Raw genomic sequence first — 14,262 nt, forward strand, 5'->3', positions numbered from 1 at the left:
GAATTGCCCGGCCGACTAACAACTGTGCCGGTCGACGAAACGAGGGGACTTCACGGAAATGCTCAGTTCCGAGGTGCGTGAGCAGCTTGCCGCTGACCTGGCCCAGGCCGAGCGCAGCCGGGTTCCGATCTCCCCGCTGACCGACGCCAACCCCGAGATCGATGTGGTCGACGCCTACGAGATCCAGCTGATCAACATCAGGCAGCGTGTCGCCGAGGGCGCCCGCATCATCGGGCACAAGGTCGGTCTCTCGTCGGAGGCCATGCAGAAGATGATGAACGTCGACGAGCCCGACTACGGGCACCTGCTCGACGAGATGCAGGTCTTCGAAGATCGCCCGGTGAGGTCGGCGAACTACCTGTATCCGCGGGTCGAGGTCGAGGTCGGGTTCGTGCTCGCCGACGACCTGCCCGGGGCCGGCTGCACCGAGGACGACGTGCTCGCCGCGACGGCGGCGTTCGCGCCCGCCATCGAGTTGATCGACACCCGCATCACGAACTGGCAGATCAAGCTCTGCGACACGATCGCCGACAACGCCTCGTCCGCCGGCTGGGTGCTCGGCGAGGCGCGGGTGTCGCCCAAGGACATAGATATCCGAGCCATCGACGCCGTGCTGACCAACAACGGTGAGGTGGTCGCGGAGGGGCGCAGCGATGCGGTGCTGGGCAATCCCGTCACGGCGGTCGCGTGGTTGGCGCGCAAGGTGGAGGCGTTCGGGGTCCGGCTCAAGGCCGGCGACATCGTGCTTCCGGGGTCGTGCACCCGTGCGATAGATGCACCTCCCGGCAGCCATTTTGTCGCCGACTTCACCGGGTTAGGTTCAGTACAGCTCAGCTTCGAATGACAGGGAGAACCCAATGCCTGACAAGGCATCCGTCGCGATCGTCGGATCCGGCAACATCAGCACCGATCTGCTGTACAAGCTGCTGCGCTCGGAATGGCTCGAGCCGCGCTGGATGATCGGTATCGATCCCAGCAGCGAGGGGTTGGCCCGCGCCCGCAAGCTCGGGTTGGAGACCTCGCACGAGGGTGTGGACTGGCTGCTCGGCCTTGATGAGAAGCCCGACATGGTGTTCGAGGCCACCAGCGCCTATGTGCACCGCGACGCGGCGCCCCGTTACGCCGAGGCCGGCATCCGCGCCATCGACCTGACGCCTGCCGCCGTCGGGCCGGGAGTGATACCTCCGGCGAATCTGCGCGAGCACCTCGACGCGCCGAACGTCAACATGGTGACCTGCGGTGGGCAGGCCACCATCCCGATCGTCTACGCGGTGAGCCGCGTCGTCGACGTTCCGTACGGGGAGATCGTGGCCTCGGTGTCGTCGGCGTCGGCCGGACCCGGCACCCGCGCCAACATCGACGAGTTCACCAAGACCACCGCCGCAGGCGTGCAGAACATCGGCGGGGCCCGGCGCGGCAAGGCGATCATCATCCTCAACCCCGCCGACCCACCGATGATCATGCGGGACACCATCTTCTGCGCGATCCCCGAGGACGCCGACCGCGACGCGATCGCGCAGTCGATCCGCGACGTCGTCGCCGAGGTGCAGACGTATGTGCCGGGTTACCGGCTGCTCAACGAGCCGCAGTTCGACGACCCGTCGATGAATTCGGGCGGGCAGGCGCTCGTCACCACATTCATCGAAGTGGAGGGTGCCGGGGACTACCTTCCGCCGTACGCTGGAAACCTGGACATCATGACCGCCGCGGCCACCAAGGTGGGCGAGGAGATCGCCAAGGAGAAGGCCGGAGCATCGCTGTCCGCATCGGGAGGCCAATCATGACCGATATCTACTTCAACCCGATGTGGGATGTGCGGATGACCGACACGTCGCTGCGCGACGGCAGTCATCACAAACGCCACCAGTTCACCAAGGATGAGGTCGGGGCCATCGTCGCGGCGCTGGACGCCGCCGGTGTGCCGGTCATCGAGGTCACCCACGGTGACGGGCTCGGCGGGTCCAGCTTCAACTACGGCTTCTCCAAGACCCCCGAGCAGGAATTGATCAAGCTCGCGGCGGAGACCGCCAAGGAATCCAAGATCGCTTTCCTGATGCTGCCGGGTGTCGGCACCAAGGAGGACATCAAGGAGGCGCAGAACAACGGCGGTTCGATCTGCCGGATCGCCACCCACTGCACCGAGGCCGACGTCTCGATCCAGCACTTCGGGCTGGCCCGCGAGCTCGGGTTGGAGACCGTCGGCTTCCTGATGATGAGCCACACCATCCCGCCGGAGAAGCTCGCCGCCCAGGCCCGCATCATGGCCGACGCCGGCTGCCAGTGCGTCTACGTCGTCGACTCCGCCGGTGCGCTGGTGCTCGAGGGGGTTCGCGACCGGGTGGCCGCGCTGGTCGCCGAACTGGGCGACGACGCCCAGGTGGGCTTTCACGGGCATGAGAACCTCGGGCTCGGCGTGGCCAACTCGATCGAGGCCGTGCGCGCCGGGGCCAAGCAGATCGACGGCTCGTGCCGCCGGTTCGGTGCGGGTGCCGGTAACGCGCCGGTCGAGGCGCTCATCGGGGTGTTCGACAAGATCGGCGTAAAGACCGGCATCGACTTCTTCGATATCGCCGACGCTGCCGAAGAGGTGGTCGCCCCAGCCATGCCCGCCGAGTGCCTGCTGGACCGCAATGCGCTGATCATGGGCTATTCCGGGGTGTATTCGAGCTTCCTGAAGCACGCCATCCGGCAGTCCGAGCGCTACGGGGTGCCCGCGCACAAGCTGCTGCACCGCGCCGGGCAACGCAAGCTGATCGGCGGCCAGGAGGACCAGCTGATCGAAATCGCGCTGGAGATCAAGCGGGAGATGGACGCCTCCGCCTAGATTTTTCTGAGATCGCCCGACGGCCGGTCTGGCCTGCGGCTATGCCGTGCGGCCGACCACCGGTGAAGCCCGTCGGGCGTTTGGGTTGCGCGCGGACCGGCTAGGCCTCGGGGTGCGATCAACTGATCGTGAAAACACATCACGTCCCAGAGGAGTGATTTTTCATGAACCCGTCCGCTACCACAGTGCGCCGCGGCCTGTTCGGCATGTTCGCCGGCGGCCTGCTCGCCTTCGGGTCGGCGGCGATCATCGCGCCGGTCGCCAATGCTCAACCGGCTCCTGCTCCGGCCCCGGGCCCCAACTGCTCGGCCAGTGCCGTGGCAGGGACCGTGAGCGCCGCCACCGCGTCCGAGGGCGCCTACCTGACGGCGAATCCGCAGACCAACGAGGCGCTGTCGGCGATCTCGTCGCAGCCGCAGCCCGAGGCGGAGGTCGCCTACCGCGCATTCTTCGCGCAGAACCCGCAGGTCGAGGAGCAGCTGAAGGCGATCCACCAGCCGGTCAGCGCGCTGCAGACCGAGTGCAATCTGAAGCTGGTCCCGACACCGGTGGCCCAGGCCGTCTGGAGCGGCACCGAGCCGGCTCCGGTGACTCCCGATACGGCCGAGGTTCCTGAGGGTCCTGTGATGGAGGAGATCCCGGCCACCTGATGCCGGTGATCACGTAGCAACACCGCTTGCCGTGCCCGCGCTTCGGCGCAGGCACGGCAAGTGCGTTCGGGCACGATGGGGGCATGGCGACACGAGCGGACGCGCAGGCGATCCTCGACCAACTGGCAGGCCCCGACGCCCGACTCCGCGACGACCAGTGGACGGCCATCGAGGCGCTGGTCGTGCACCGTCGCCGAGCACTCGTCGTCCAGCGCACCGGATGGGGGAAGTCGGCCGTCTACTTCATCGCCGCCAAGCTGCTGCGCGAGGAGGGACGCGGGGCCACGGTCATCGTGTCGCCGCTGCTGGCGCTGATGCGCAACCAGGTGGCCGCCGCGGACCGCGCGGGCGTGCACGCCGCCACCATCAACTCGAGCAACGTCGCGGAGTGGTCCGACATCCACGAACGGGTGCGCGGCGGCGAACTCGACGTGCTGTTGGTCAGCCCGGAACGGTTGAACAATCCGGACTTTCGTGACGAGGTGCTTCCCGCACTCGCCCGCGACGCCGGGCTTGTCGTGGTGGACGAGGCGCACTGCGTGTCGGACTGGGGCCACGACTTCCGTCCCGACTACCGGCGCATCCGCACGCTCATCGCCGAACTCGGCACCGACGTCCCCGTGCTGGCCACCACCGCCACCGCCAACGACCGCGTGGTCGCCGATATCGCCGCCCAGTTGGGTGTCGGCGGCTCCGAGGCCGGGGACGGCACGCTGGTGCTGCGGGGTGGACTCGACCGGGAGTCGCTGCGGCTGTCGGTGGTGACGGCGGGCAACCCGGCACAGCGCGCGGCTTGGCTTGCGACACATATCGATTCCCTTCCCGGCTGCGGAATCGTGTACACGTTGACCGTTGCGCAGGCCCATGACATCGCCGCGCTGTTGCGTGAGCACGGCCACCAGGTCGCGGCCTACACCGGTGCCACCGAGGCGGTGGAACGCGAGCAGCTCGAGGCGGATCTGTTGGCCAACCGGGTCAAGGCGCTCATCGCCACGTCGGCGTTGGGCATGGGCTTCGACAAGCCCGACCTCGGCTTCGTCGTCCACCTGGGCGCGCCGTCCTCTCCGATCGCCTACTACCAGCAGGTCGGCCGCGCGGGCAGATCGACGGCGAGCGCCGAGGTGATCCTGCTGCCCGGACGTGAGGACCAGGACGTGTGGCGCTACTTCTCCTCGGTGGCCTTCCCCTCGGAAGCCATGGTGCGCAACGTGATCGGTGCCCTCGAGCCGCAACGGCCGCAGTCGACGCCCGCGCTGGAGCCGTTGGTCGATCTCGGGCGCTCCCGCCTGGAGATGGTGCTGAAGGTGCTCGACGTCGACGGGGCGGTGCGCCGGGTCAAGGGCGGCTGGATCGGCACCGGTGCGCCGTGGGAGTACGACGAGCCGCGCTACCGCACCCTCGACGAGGCCCGCAGGCGCGAGCAGCAGGCCATGCTCGACTACCAGGCCACCGACGGGTGCCGGATGGCGTTCCTGCGCCGCCAACTCGACGATCCCGACCTCGGCGAGGACGAGCGCTGCGGCCGGTGCGACAACTGCACCGGCACCCGCTTCGGCGGCGAGGTCGATGCCGGCGCCGCCGAGGACGCGCGGCAGCGGCTCATGCGACCGGGAGTGGAGATCGCGGCGCGCAAGCAGTGGCCGTCGGGCATGGCCAAGCTCGGCGTCGAACTCACCGGCCGGATCACTGACGGCCCGGAGCCGGGGCGCGTCATCGGCCGGTTGACCGACCTGGGTTGGGGCGCCCGGTTGCGCAGGCTGCTCGACGAACCCGACGCCGAGGTGTCCGACGACGTCGTTGCGGCGGCGGTGAAGGTGCTGGCGTCCTGGGACTGGGCCGAGCGGCCGACCGCGGTGATGGCGCTGGACTCGCACGCCCATCCGCTGCTGATCTCGTCGCTGGCCCGGAAGCTGGCCGAGCTGGGCCGGCTCACCGATCTCGGCACGCTGCGGTACGCACCCGAGCGTCGGCAGGTGACCGCCGTGAACTCGGCCTACCGGGTCGCGGCACTGCACGGGTCGTGGTCGGCGCCGGATGAGGGCCCGATCCGCGCGGCGGGCGGGCCGGTGCTCCTGGTCGACGACATGACCGACACCGGCTGGACGCTGACGATGGCCTCGCGGGTGGTGCGCGCCGCGGGGGCGCCCGCGGTGCTTCCCTTCGCGCTGGCCGGAACCAGCTGACTAACGTCGCGGTTTCGCGCCCCCGAGTTGGGCGGTCACCGCGTCGGCCGTCGCCATCAGGGAGCGCGCGCGTTCGGAGATCTCGCGGTCGGTCAACGATTCGCCGACGTGCATGGACGCGACCATGACCTGCCGTTGGTGGTGGTCGTAGACGGGCGCGGAGATCACGCTGATGTCCGAACGGGCACCGCGGCGGCGTCCTTCGGTCTCGGAGCGCAGGTACACCCGCTCACCGATGTCGGACACCAATTCGCCCAGCAGCGCCCGTAATTCGTCGGGCAGGTTGCTCGACATCCCCGCCATCAGCGAGTACAGCCGACGACCACCGGGGGTCAGCCGTTCGACGAGATGGCCGTCGGCCCGGCACGCGGCGATCACGCGGTCGAGGTGTTCGGTGTCGGTGCGCAGCGGGATGGTGGGCTCCTTGGCCAGCCAGTCGCGCAACGCGTCGTCGTCCCACAGCACGAACATCAGCCCCACCGGCGGAGCGAAGGGATAGCTCTGGCCCACCTGGACGCCGACGTCCGCGCCGGGGGGCCCGACGAGTTCGAGCAGGGTGATGCGGTCGTCGATCACCGCGGAAAGCGCGGCCGTGGTGCCGTACATCGCCGACAGCCGACGCAGTTCCGTGCGCGCCGCGGGGTTGACCCGCATGGACTCCTGTGCGGTGTGGCCGAGCGAAATCAGTCTCGGCCCAACCCGATACGTCTTGTCGTGGGCGTCGCGGACCAGGTAGCGCGCGTCGGTGAGTGTTGTGACGATGCCGAGGCACGTCGGCTTGCTCATCCCGAGGCGGCGGGCCAGTTCCGAGAGGCCGAATCCGTCGTGCGGGTGCTCGGCCAGGAAGTCGAGGACGGCCACGACGCGCTCGGTGGGTGGCGACGTCCTGCCTGCGCTGTCCGGTTGCCGCATGCTCCCGCCGCCCGTTGACTCGAATTAGAACGCGTTCTACTGTCAGGGCGGAAAGTCTACCAGCTCGGTCCAATATTGGACCGCACTGGACAGTGAGAGGCGATTACCCGGATGTACTCCCAGCCGCTGGCCGACGCCGTCGCCGAGGCCGAGCGCCTCGTCGCCGAAGCACCCTTCATCGAGTCCGAGGCGGATCTGCTCGAGGGTCTGCAGTACCTCGCCGGTTGTATCGCGGCGTGCACGCACGTCGCCTTCGACTACGACCGTGACCACCCGTTTCTCCACAGCGGCACCGGTCCGTTCACCAAGATGGGGTTGGACAACCCCGACACGATGTACTTCGGCACCCGCGTGCAGCCCGGTCACGAATACGTCGTCACCGGCAAGCGGGGCACCACCACCGACGTGAGCTTCCAGCTGCTGGGCGGTGAGTACACCGACGACAACGTGCCCGACAGCGAGACGGCGTTCGACGACCGCAAGCTCGACATCGCCGCCGACGGCACCTTCGAGTGGCGTTTCACGCCACCCAGTCCGTCGCAGCTGGTGATCCGCGAGGTGTACAACGACTGGTCCGCACAACGCGGCACCTTCGCGATCGCGCGCACCGACACCGCAGGCACCGCGCCGCCACCGCTGACCAAGGAACTCATCGAGAAGCGGTACGCGGTGGCCGGCAAGCAGTTGGTGCAGCGCGTCAAGACATGGCTGCAGTTCCCGCAGTGGTTCTACACCGACAGCCCGGCCAACACGATGGTGCCGCCGCGCCTCACACCCGGTGGGCTGGCCACCCAGTACTCGTCGGCCGGCCAGTTCGACCTGGCCGACGACCAGGCGCTCATCATCACGCTGCCGGTCACCGACGCACCGTATCTCGGCTTCCAGCTGGGCAGCCTGTGGTACATCTCGCTGGACTACATCAACCACCAGACCTCGCTGAACGGCACTCAGGCGCAAGCGGATCCGGACGACAAGATCCGCATCGTGGTGTCCGACAGGAACCCGGGCGTCACCAACTGGGTCGAGACGCTGAGGCACCGCAAGGGTTTCCTGCAGTTCCGCTGGCAGCGGGTCTCCCGCGAGCTCACCGCCGCCGACGGTCCGACGGTCGAGCTCGTCGGCATCGACGACGTTGCCGGGGCACTGCCGTACTACGAGTCGAACAAGATCTCCGAAGAGGACTGGCGAGCGCGGATCGCGTTACGTCAGAAGCAAATAGGCGAGAGAATGGTGGGTTAGGACATGGCCGGTTCCGAGGGCTCCAGCGGGCTGTTGAAGGACAAGGTCGTGGTGATCAGCGGTGTCGGGCCGGCGCTGGGCACCACGCTCGCGCGGCGGTGCGCCGAGGCCGGCGCCGATCTGGTGCTGGCCGCTCGCACCGTGGAGCGGCTCGACGACGTCGCCGAGCAGATCACCGGTCTCGGAAGGCGCGCGCTGTCCGTCGGCACGGACATCACCGACGAGGCGCAGGTGAACAACCTGATCGAGGAGTCGCTCAACGCGTACGGCAAGGTCGATGTCCTGATCAACAACGCGTTTCGGGTGCCCTCCATGAAGCCCTTCGCCAACACGTCGTTCGAGCACATCCGCGAGACCATCGAACTCACCGTCCTCGGTGCGCTGCGCCTCATCCAGGGATTCACCCCGGCCCTGACCGAGTCGAAAGGCTCTGTGGTGAACGTCAATTCGATGGTGGTCCGGCACTCGGACCCCAAGCAGGGTGCGTACAAGATGGCCAAGTCGGCGCTGCTGGCCATGTCGCAGTCACTGGCCAGTGAACTCGGCCCTCAAGGTATCCGGGTGAATTCCGTTCTGCCCGGTTATATCTGGGGCGGCACGCTGCAGGGATACTTCCAGCACCAGGCGGGCAAGTACGGCACCACCGTCGAGGAGATCTACAAGGCCGCCGCGGTCAACAGCGATCTGAAGCGCCTGCCCACCGAGGACGAAGTCGCCTCGGCGATCCTGTTCATGGCCAGCGACCTGTCCAGCGGTATCACCGGCCAGGCGCTCGACGTCAACTGCGGGGAGTTCAAGGCCTGACATGAGTGCTCACACCGCGAGGACCAATGTGGGAACCGTCGAGGACCTGCACGCCTCGGCCACGAAGGCGTGCGGCCTCGACGATTTCGGAACCGACGACGACAACTACCGCGAGGCGCTCGCGGTGTTGCTGGATTCCTACGCGCGCGACGCCGACCTCACCGAGATCGGCAGCAAGATGCAGCGGTTCTTCGCGCGAAACGCCTTGGTGGCGCGGCTCGTGTCCGAGGCTGCGTTCAAGCAATACCCTCAGCACGCCGAGGTCCCCATCGAGCGGCCGATCTTCGTCACCGGCCTGCCGCGCACGGGTACGACGGCCATCCACCGGCTGCTCGCCGCCGATCCGCGGCACCAGGGTCTGGAGCTGTGGCTCGCGGAGTTCCCCCAACCGCGTCCGCCCCGCGAGACCTGGTCGCAGAACCCGGTTTTCACGCAGATCGACGCGCAGTTCACCAAGGCGCACGAGGAGAACCCGGACTACACCGGATTGCACTACATGACCGCCGACGAGGTGGAGGAGTGCTGGCAGCTGCTGCGCCAGTCGCTGCACTCGGTCTCCTACGAGACGCTCGCGCATCTGCCGACGTACTCCCAATGGCTGGCCCGGCAGGATTGGACCAAGCCCTATCAACGCCACCGCAAGAACCTGCAACTGATCGGCCTCAACGACGCCGAAAAGCGCTGGGTGCTGAAGAACCCGAGCCATCTCTTCGCGTTGGACGCGCTGATGGCAACCTACCCGGATGCCCTGGTGGTGCAGTGTCACCGGCCCGCCGAGACCATCATGGCGTCGATGTGCTCGCTGGCCCAACACACCACCGAGGGCTGGTCGAACACGTTCGTCGGGGACGTCATCGGCGCCGACTCGATGGAGACATGGTCGCGGGGCCTCGAGTTGTTCAATGCCGAACGCGCCAAGCATGATCCGGCACAGTTCTACGATCTGGACTACTTCGCGTTGATCAGGGACCCGATCGCCACCGTGGAGGGGGTCTACAGCCATTTCGGCATCGAATGGACCGACGCCGCCAGGGACGCGATGACGGCCACCCACGCGCAGAGCAAGCAGGGCCCGCGCGCACCGAAGCACACCTACTCACTGGCCGATTACGGGCTGACCGGCGAACAGGTCCGGGAGCGGTTCAGCGGCCTGGAGCGTCGCTGGCCTTCGGCCTAGTCGTCGTCCTTCTTGTCCTTCTTGCCGTTCCCGTTTCCATTTCCTCGCCCGTTGCCGGGTTTCGGCTTCACCGGCGGGGCCTGTTCGATCACGGGTGGGGGCGTGCTGACGACGGGTGTCGGCGCCGGCGCCGGGCTGCTCGTCGTCGGCTCGGGAACCGACACGGCAGGTGTCGGCGGCGACTGGGACGCTGCGACGATGATCGTCGCCGCGACTGCCGCGACTGCCGCGACGACACCGATACCGGCGGCCGCCAGCACCTTGGTCCGGCGCGAGGCCCGGTTCGGCGCCGGCGGCACATAGGCCAGCGAGACGGGCTGCAGGTGCGGCGGCATCTCCATCACCTTGGTCGGCGTCCGCACCGGCGCGCCCTGCACCATCGTCGCCGCGGGTGCGGCGATCGGACGTCCCTGCAGCGCCGCGAGCATGTCCGCCGCCGCGTCGAACCGCTCGGTCGGGACGGGCGCCATGGCGCGTTCGACCACGGCGGCCAGCGACGGTTCCACATCGGGCCGCACGGCGGACACCGGCGGTGGTCGGTCGGTCATGATCGCGTGTGCCAGCGCGGCGGCATTGCCGTGGCTGAACCGCGGACGCCCGGCCAGCGATTCGAAGCCGACGACGCCGACCGCGTACAAGTCGTCGGCGATCGACGCCGGCGCCCCGGCGATCCGCTCGGGGCTCAGGTAGGCCATGGTTCCCAGCACCTCGCCGGTTCTGGTGAAGTTGCCTGCATCGAGCGCCTTGGCGATCCCGAAGTCCGCGAGCTTGACCGTGTCACCGGAAACGGCGTGCAGGATGTTGCCGGGTTTGATGTCGCGATGCAGGATGCGCGCACTGTGTGCGGCATGCAGTGCGCCGAGCACGTTGTCGAGCACGCCGCGGAGCCGTTCCTGCGCCAGCGGTCCCCGGGCGATCTCGTCCGCCAGCGAGGTTCCCGGCAACCGCTCCATCACGATGAACGGCACACCGTCGTGTTCACCGCTGTCGTACACCGAGACGATGTTGGGGTGATTCAACGAGGCGGCGGCACGGGCCTCGTCGCGAAAGCGCGTACGCATCTCCGGTTGGCTGCCCAGGACCGGATGCAGCAGTTTGACGGCGACCGGGCGATCGAGGTGGGTGTCCCACCCGTCGCGCACTTCGGCCATCCCACCACAGCCGAGCGCGTCGCCCAGCCGGTATCGGCCGGCAATCATCACGCCGGCCTAACGATGGCTAACGCAGTCCGGGTTCAGGTCGTGGCAGACCGGGATACCCACGGGTCCCTTACCCCACTCGCTGATCGCGGCAAGCGTCGTCATCATCATGGGTGCACCTCCCAGGGCAGACTTCCCGACCCTTTGGCTCAAGGTATTGCCCGTCGTGCCGCGATCGCAAACGCGGTCAGCCGTCCCCCGGGGACGGCGCGGTAGAGGCTTCCTCCAGACAGCCCTCCGCCACGGCGTGCTTGATGCTGTCGGCAAGACGCGGGCAGGAGCGTTCGCGGGCCGGGTCGCCGCCGGAGGCGCGGATCTCCGCGAAATGTGCGCATCGCTGGGTCGCCTCGGAGTTCCACTGCACCGCCGTGTGCGCGGGGCCCAGCTTCTTCACCGACACGGCGACATGGCAGAAGCGGCAGTCGATCGACACCAGCCCGGAGGTCAGGTAGCGCTCGCGATCGCGCTGGGTGCTCTCCCGCACCGCCGCCGCGCGGTCCGGATCGGAGGCGAAATCCGGTGCCTTGCGCCATGATCCGCCGCTCTCGCCGCTGTCTTTGGTCTCGCCGCCGCCGCCGTGACCGTGAGCGTGTTCGTCGTCGTCGTGGCCGTGCAGCAGCAGCATCGACCGGGCAAGGCGGTCCACGTCGGGCGGCTGCTGACTCGAGCTCATACCTAGGAGACCTCGGTGGGCTGGTCGGCGGCTTCGGTCTTCTCGGCGTCGCGGGCCTTCAGGTTCTCCTGAACCTCGACGGTCCACTTCTCGTTGGCCGCGGTGGTGTCGACCTCCATCTCGAAGCGGTCGGTCATCTCGGCCGTGACATCGGCGACGTCGACGTAGAACTGCTGGTACCACCGCCGCATCTGGTAGACCGCGCCGTCCTCCTCGACCAGCAGCGGATTGTCGATGCGGGTCTTGTGCTTCCAGATCTCCACGTCCTGCAGAAAGCCCTTGCTGACGCCGTCGGTGAAGGCGGAGGACAGCTTCTCGGTGGTCGCGTCGTCCATGCCCTTGGGCTTTTCGACCATGACGCCCCACTGCAGGACGAACGAGTCCTGGCTCACCGGATAGTGGCAGTTGATCAGGATCGACTCGGCCTTGAAGCCGCTGTAGTTGTTGTGCAGCCAGTTGATCATGAACGACGGGCCGAAGTAGCTGGCCTCCGAGTCCAGGTGCGCCTCGCCGTAGGCGGTGCCCATGTCGCCGACGTCGGGCCTGCCCACGTTGTGCAGGTACTGGCTGGCGATATGGCCCTCGAAGACGTTCTTGAAGTACGTCGGCAACCCGAAGTGGATGTAGAAGAAGTGCGCCATGTCGGTGACGTTGTCGATGATCTCGCGGCAGTTGGAGCCCTCGATGAGCATCGTGTTCCAGCGCCAGTCGGTCCAGTCCTCGCTCGCGAACTCGGGGATCTCGGGGATGCGGACCTCGGGTTGCGGCGGGTTGCCCTCGTGGTCGTGCCAGACGAACAGCAGTCCGCCGCGCACGTCGGTGTGCCAGGCGCGGGTGCGCGCGAGGCGCGGGGTCCGCTTGGCGTACGGCACCAGCTTGCACTTGCCGTCGCCGCCCCAGCGCCAGTCGTGGAACGGGCAGGCGACCTCGTCGCCTTTGATGGTGCCCTGCGACAGGTTTCCGCCCATGTGGCGGCAGTAGCCGTCCAGGATCTTGATCTCGCCCTGCGAGTCGGCGAACACGACCAGCATGGTGCCGAAGATCTCGACGCCATGAGGCTTGCCGTCCCGGTAGTCCTTCACCGGGCCCAGGCAGTGCCAGCCCCGTGCGTACCGGTCGGGCAGAGTGCCGGTGTCGATCTCGCGAATGTTCGCGGTTCCCGCAGCTGAATCGGTGCTCACCTGTGGCCTCCCAACAAAGTGTCTCGAATTAGAACACGTTACAGTTTTTGTGGTCGCCCGCGCAATGCAATTGCCGTTTACCTGCGGCAAGTGTTGTGAACGACACTCTCGTCCCACTTGGATACCCATCTATAGTGGACACAGTGTTCAGGAATAGGTTGGTGCCGTGGTGACGGCCTCCGTCGCGGTACAGGCAGCCAGGACGGCGGCGGGCTCACGGTCGCGAGGCTGGCTCGCGGTCGCGACCGCGACCTTCGCGATCGCCTGGGGCGGCAACGAGTTCACCCCGCTGCTGGTCATGTACCGCACGCGTGGCGACTTCTCCCCGCTGGCGGTCGATCTGCTGCTGTTCGCCTACGTGCTCGGCATCGTGCCCGCGCTGCTCATCGGCGGCCCGCTGTCGGACCGGTTCGGCCGTCGCCGGCTCATGTTGCCTGCGCCGGTGCTCGCCGCGCTCGGGTCGACGATCCTCGCCGCCGGGGCGGACTCCGAGGTGACCCTGGCCGTCGGCCGGGTTTTCAGCGGGCTGGCCCTCGGGCTTGCGATGGCCGTCGGCGGCAGTTGGATCAAGGAACTGTCCAGCCCGCCGTGGGATGACCGCGACACCGGCGCCCGTCGCGCCGCGATGAGCCTGACCGCGGGGTTCGGCCTCGGTGCCGGCACTGCAGGCGTGCTCGCGCAGTGGGCCCCGGCGCCGACGGTGCTGTCCTACGCCGTCAACGTCGCGATGGCGCTGGTGGCCGCCGTGCTGCTCGTCGGCGCCCCGGAGACCCGCGCGCCCCGCCGAAACGGCATTCCGGCAGGGGCGCGGTCGAACTTTCGCTGCTGGAATGCCGTTTCGGCACCGAATCGGCGGTTCTGGCTTGTCGTCGTTCCCGTCGCCCCGTGGGTGTTCGGTGCGGCGGCGTCGGCCTACGCGGTGCTGCCCGCGCTGATGACCCACCGCGCTGCGGCCGCTCCGATCGCGTTCTCGGCCCTGCTGTGCGCCGTCACGCTCGGGGTCGGCTTCGCCGTGCAGCACCTCGGACGGTGCCTGGGCGGCGACGGCCTACGCGGCGTGCTGATCGCGTTGGTGCTGCTGGTGCTCGGCATGGGGATCGCCGCCTGGGCGGCCTCGGTGCTGACGGTCTGGGCGGCGCTGGCCGCGGCCGCGGTGCTCGGCGCCGGGTACGGCATGGCCCTACTGGCGGGCCTGCAGGAGATCCAACACATCGCCGGTCCCGACGATCTCGCCGGCCTCACCGCGATCTTCTACGGCGTCAGCTACCTCGGTTTCGCGGTGCCCGCCGCCTTGGCTTTCCTGTCGCAGAGGTGGGCGTGGTTGACCTACCCCGTCATGTTCTCGGCGGGTGGGCTCGCGGCCATCGGGTGCCTGCTCGTCGTGCTCGCGGGAGCGAAGCGCCCGCCGGCAATAGGCTGA

General features: G+C 68.0%; 13 protein-coding genes. 9 read left to right on the plus strand and 4 right to left on the minus strand.

From position 1 onward, the window contains the following. Nucleotides 1-58: 58 nt before the first annotated feature. The 5 genes from H7I57_RS13905 to H7I57_RS13925 all read left to right on the plus strand — a co-directional run bounded on the left by H7I57_RS13905 (nucleotide 59) and on the right by H7I57_RS13925 (nucleotide 5,657). The gene (locus H7I57_RS13905) at nucleotides 59-844 is read left to right on the plus strand and encodes a 2-keto-4-pentenoate hydratase (RefSeq protein WP_264024131.1); all 786 of its coding nucleotides are present in this window, start codon (nucleotides 59-61) and stop codon (nucleotides 842-844) included. Nucleotides 845-857: 13 nt separating this feature from the next. Then, nucleotides 858-1,784: an acetaldehyde dehydrogenase (acetylating) gene (locus tag H7I57_RS13910; RefSeq protein ID WP_264024132.1), complete on the plus strand. Its 927-nt coding sequence runs from the start codon at nucleotides 858-860 to the stop codon at nucleotides 1,782-1,784. After that, nucleotides 1,781-2,824 (plus strand): 4-hydroxy-2-oxovalerate aldolase, encoded by a 1,044-nt coding sequence (gene dmpG, locus H7I57_RS13915; protein ID WP_264024133.1) that lies wholly within the window; start codon nucleotides 1,781-1,783, stop codon nucleotides 2,822-2,824. The genes H7I57_RS13910 and dmpG overlap by 4 nt, the downstream gene beginning before the upstream one ends. A 164-nt stretch (nucleotides 2,825-2,988) precedes the next feature. Next, on the plus strand, nucleotides 2,989-3,474 hold the full coding sequence (locus tag H7I57_RS13920; RefSeq protein ID WP_264024134.1) for a heme-binding protein: 486 nt from the start codon (nucleotides 2,989-2,991) through the stop codon (nucleotides 3,472-3,474). 83 nt (nucleotides 3,475-3,557) lie between these two features. Next, a complete protein-coding gene (locus tag H7I57_RS13925; protein WP_264024135.1) occupies nucleotides 3,558-5,657 on the plus strand; it encodes a RecQ family ATP-dependent DNA helicase in 2,100 nt (699 codons plus the stop codon). Here the strand turns inward: H7I57_RS13925 and H7I57_RS13930 are convergent, their stop codons facing one another. Beyond that, nucleotides 5,658-6,569, minus strand: a complete 912-nt coding sequence (locus H7I57_RS13930) for an IclR family transcriptional regulator (protein ID WP_264024136.1) — start codon at nucleotides 6,567-6,569, stop codon at nucleotides 5,658-5,660. Nucleotides 6,570-6,680: 111 nt separating this feature from the next. Here H7I57_RS13930 and H7I57_RS13935 point away from each other — a divergent pair, with 111 nt between their 5' ends. From H7I57_RS13935 to H7I57_RS13945, 3 genes are read left to right on the plus strand one after another with little or no spacing between them, the layout of a single operon-like run. Beyond that, on the plus strand, nucleotides 6,681-7,808 hold the full coding sequence (locus H7I57_RS13935) for a hypothetical protein (RefSeq protein ID WP_264024137.1): 1,128 nt from the start codon (nucleotides 6,681-6,683) through the stop codon (nucleotides 7,806-7,808). Between the two features lie 3 nt (nucleotides 7,809-7,811). Next, the gene (locus tag H7I57_RS13940; RefSeq protein ID WP_264024138.1) at nucleotides 7,812-8,612 is read left to right on the plus strand and encodes an SDR family oxidoreductase; all 801 of its coding nucleotides are present in this window, start codon (nucleotides 7,812-7,814) and stop codon (nucleotides 8,610-8,612) included. A gap of 1 nt (nucleotide 8,613) precedes the next feature. After that, nucleotides 8,614-9,789 carry a sulfotransferase family protein gene (locus tag H7I57_RS13945; RefSeq protein ID WP_264024139.1) on the plus strand — a complete coding sequence of 392 codons (1,176 nt, stop codon included), beginning with the start codon at nucleotides 8,614-8,616 and terminating at the stop codon, nucleotides 9,787-9,789. Here the strand turns inward: H7I57_RS13945 and H7I57_RS13950 are convergent. The 3 genes from H7I57_RS13950 to H7I57_RS13960 form a co-directional block, all read right to left on the minus strand. Continuing rightward, a complete protein-coding gene (locus H7I57_RS13950) occupies nucleotides 9,786-10,988 on the minus strand; it encodes a serine/threonine-protein kinase (RefSeq protein ID WP_264024141.1) in 1,203 nt (400 codons plus the stop codon). The genes H7I57_RS13945 and H7I57_RS13950 overlap by 4 nt on opposite strands. Before the next feature lie 187 nt (nucleotides 10,989-11,175). Further along, nucleotides 11,176-11,661 carry a hypothetical protein gene (locus H7I57_RS13955; RefSeq protein ID WP_264024143.1) on the minus strand — a complete coding sequence of 162 codons (486 nt, stop codon included), beginning with the start codon at nucleotides 11,659-11,661 and terminating at the stop codon, nucleotides 11,176-11,178. Between the two features lie 2 nt (nucleotides 11,662-11,663). Further along, nucleotides 11,664-12,842 carry a 3-ketosteroid-9-alpha-monooxygenase, oxygenase component gene (locus H7I57_RS13960; protein WP_264024144.1) on the minus strand — a complete coding sequence of 393 codons (1,179 nt, stop codon included), beginning with the start codon at nucleotides 12,840-12,842 and terminating at the stop codon, nucleotides 11,664-11,666. Nucleotides 12,843-13,011: 169 nt separating this feature from the next. Here H7I57_RS13960 and H7I57_RS13965 point away from each other — a divergent pair, with 169 nt between their 5' ends. Next, nucleotides 13,012-14,262 carry an MFS transporter gene (locus H7I57_RS13965; RefSeq protein ID WP_264024174.1) on the plus strand — a complete coding sequence of 417 codons (1,251 nt, stop codon included), beginning with the start codon at nucleotides 13,012-13,014 and terminating at the stop codon, nucleotides 14,260-14,262.

The organism is Mycolicibacterium pyrenivorans (assembly GCF_025821625.1).
Taxonomy (GTDB): Bacteria; Actinomycetota; Actinomycetes; order Mycobacteriales; family Mycobacteriaceae; genus Mycobacterium; species Mycobacterium pyrenivorans.